The organism is Lichenihabitans sp. Uapishka_5 (genome assembly GCF_033947565.1).
Taxonomy (GTDB): domain Bacteria; phylum Pseudomonadota; class Alphaproteobacteria; order Rhizobiales; family Beijerinckiaceae; genus Lichenihabitans.
Genome location: NZ_JARPVX010000178.1, coordinates 1 through 2138 on the forward strand (window position 1 = coordinate 1; position 2138 = coordinate 2138).

General features: G+C 48.6%; 1 protein-coding gene. It reads right to left on the reverse strand.

Annotated features, from left to right (window positions below; translation table 11 throughout):
* Window positions 1–224: 224 nt before the first annotated feature.
* A complete protein-coding gene (locus P7D22_RS22925; protein ID WP_319936556.1) occupies window positions 225–1964 on the reverse strand; it encodes a hypothetical protein in 1740 nt (579 codons plus the stop codon).
* Between the last annotated feature and the right edge of the window lie 174 nt (window positions 1965–2138).

Sequence of the window (2138 nt, forward strand, 5' to 3'; positions counted from 1 at the left end):
GACTCGCACGAGCCCAGCGTCCTGTGAATCCTCTGTGCGCGTCAGTGCACTAGGAAAGGGAGCTCCTCCAAACGCTCTACTGACCCATGGTCAAGTAATGCTTGCATTGATTTCCTGTACATATCGATGGGAGCAGCCAGCTGCTCCTCCTGCATATATCTATTAAGCATCCCAAGCCGCGCGCTTGGAGGCGCCTCATTGATGAAATCAGCGATGTCCATATCTCAAGCAACATGTTCTTCGGCGTACATAGCAATCCGAGTGGCTCGCACTGGGCCGATAAATGGTATGCTTCTTAGCTTTACGCGATCAGAGTCCATCAAAATGTCTTTGACAGTTCTGAGCTTTGAGTGCGTCTTGATCCTGGAAAGCATGGTTTTGCTTAGAGGGAGGATGGCGATGTCCTGCCGGGTGAGCTCGTCATACAATGACGCCGTCTTTAGCTGGGAACCGCAACTATGGCAAAATTTGGCGTTCTCGCTGACGCGTTCGGCTCCACAATTCTGACAATGTGGTAGAGAGAGGCGGAAAGCATCTGAGCGCTGGTTGCTCGGAATGAGACCATCGCTAGACATACGTGGCCATACTTGATGAGTCTGAGAGGTAAAAGCCTTTACGAAAAGAGAAATACTCTTAGTTCTGCGCCCCACAACAACATTATCATTGATGAGATCGCCGAAGTGGACGAGATAAATTTCAAAACTACCTTTTACGCCACGACTGTTCTCTCCAGCAGGCATGAGCAAACCAGCATACTGGAAAAACCCAATCACCTTCTCAATATCTGTTGAAATTGGCCTCTTTAATCCTACTTCTAAAGCTTGGTTGTCCTCTCCTCGCGCTTGGTTGAAATCCTTCAGCCCAGCCAAGAGAGATTGGTATAGCAGCCTGCCTGCAGCTACATATTCCTTGTAAGCTGGCAATTTGAAGCTTAACGAATCGTAAACATTATGCGCAGCTTCACGGCTCTGTTTAGATATTTCTATAAGCCTTCTTCTATCAAGTGTCGAACGATTGGAAAGTTTTGCTTCTTCATGATAAATCGTGCGAAGCATATTTAGGAAAGAGCGAGGAACCCCGAAGGATGCGAACGCTAAAAATTCAAGAGCGTCGGGCGTAGTAGAAAGGGTTCTCGGAAGAGTGCCCCCAAATCGTTTAAGGGCGAGGGACCTCATAAATTCCACATAAACCCCTCGGCCCGGCTTGATCCAAACATCGATCTGTTCAGCGTCATGGCCTACATGGAACGTGGGAGAGTGCGTAGTGATTCCGGGATAGATGGCTGCCTTAGGAGAGATCTCCCGACTTTTTACTTGGCGAAAGAACTCGAAGAAATCCTCCTGCTGCCGAGGAGAGAATGCATGAGCAGCATCATCGAGCAGGAGAACACATCGAGCTAAGTCATTCTCTTCAAGAATATTGCTTATTGCTGCTGCAAACTGCTCGAGGCTGAACCTTTCGATGTTCTTTACTGTCTCAAGTCGCCCGCTCTCGATTGATGTGACTGCACTGCTAATCTCTTTGCGAGAGGGTAGGTTAGGTGTAGGCAAGTAGCGGTTGGATAGCTCGATTGCGGAGTGAATGCCATCGAATATCTTTAGGAGAAGCCATAATCTAAACCAATAAGCGGCGTTCGCGGTGTTCTGATAAAGAGGCTCCAGCTTCAAAGACAGCTTGAAATTTACATATACAGGAAGGGTCGTTGTATCTTCTGCGTGTAGCAGCTGATAGTACGCTTTCAGCATTAAAGTAGTTTTGCCGCAGCCCCGAGGTCCAACGAGTAACTTAGCTCCTCCTGCAGCAAGGCGTCTTACGATGCTTTCCTCTTCCGGATGAACTGTGTCTAAGGCGAGAAATATGCTTTCGGGGATGTATTCGGCTTGTTCGATGAAGTGAAAATCAAGCGGGAGATCCGCAATTTCGCTGTTCCGGTCGACTTCTGAGGTGCTTGTTTGATCAGACAAATGCGTGACTCGATGTTCGACAACGCCGCAGCATGAAGGATAGAAACCATGGTGTCCATGTCATTGAAGCAGTGATTTAGAGCTTGGATGCATAAACAGATCGAAACAACAGATCCGACAGACATCACCCCCTCCGCCCCCGTCCCCCCTTCTTCCAACTCGGTACCCCCGGTT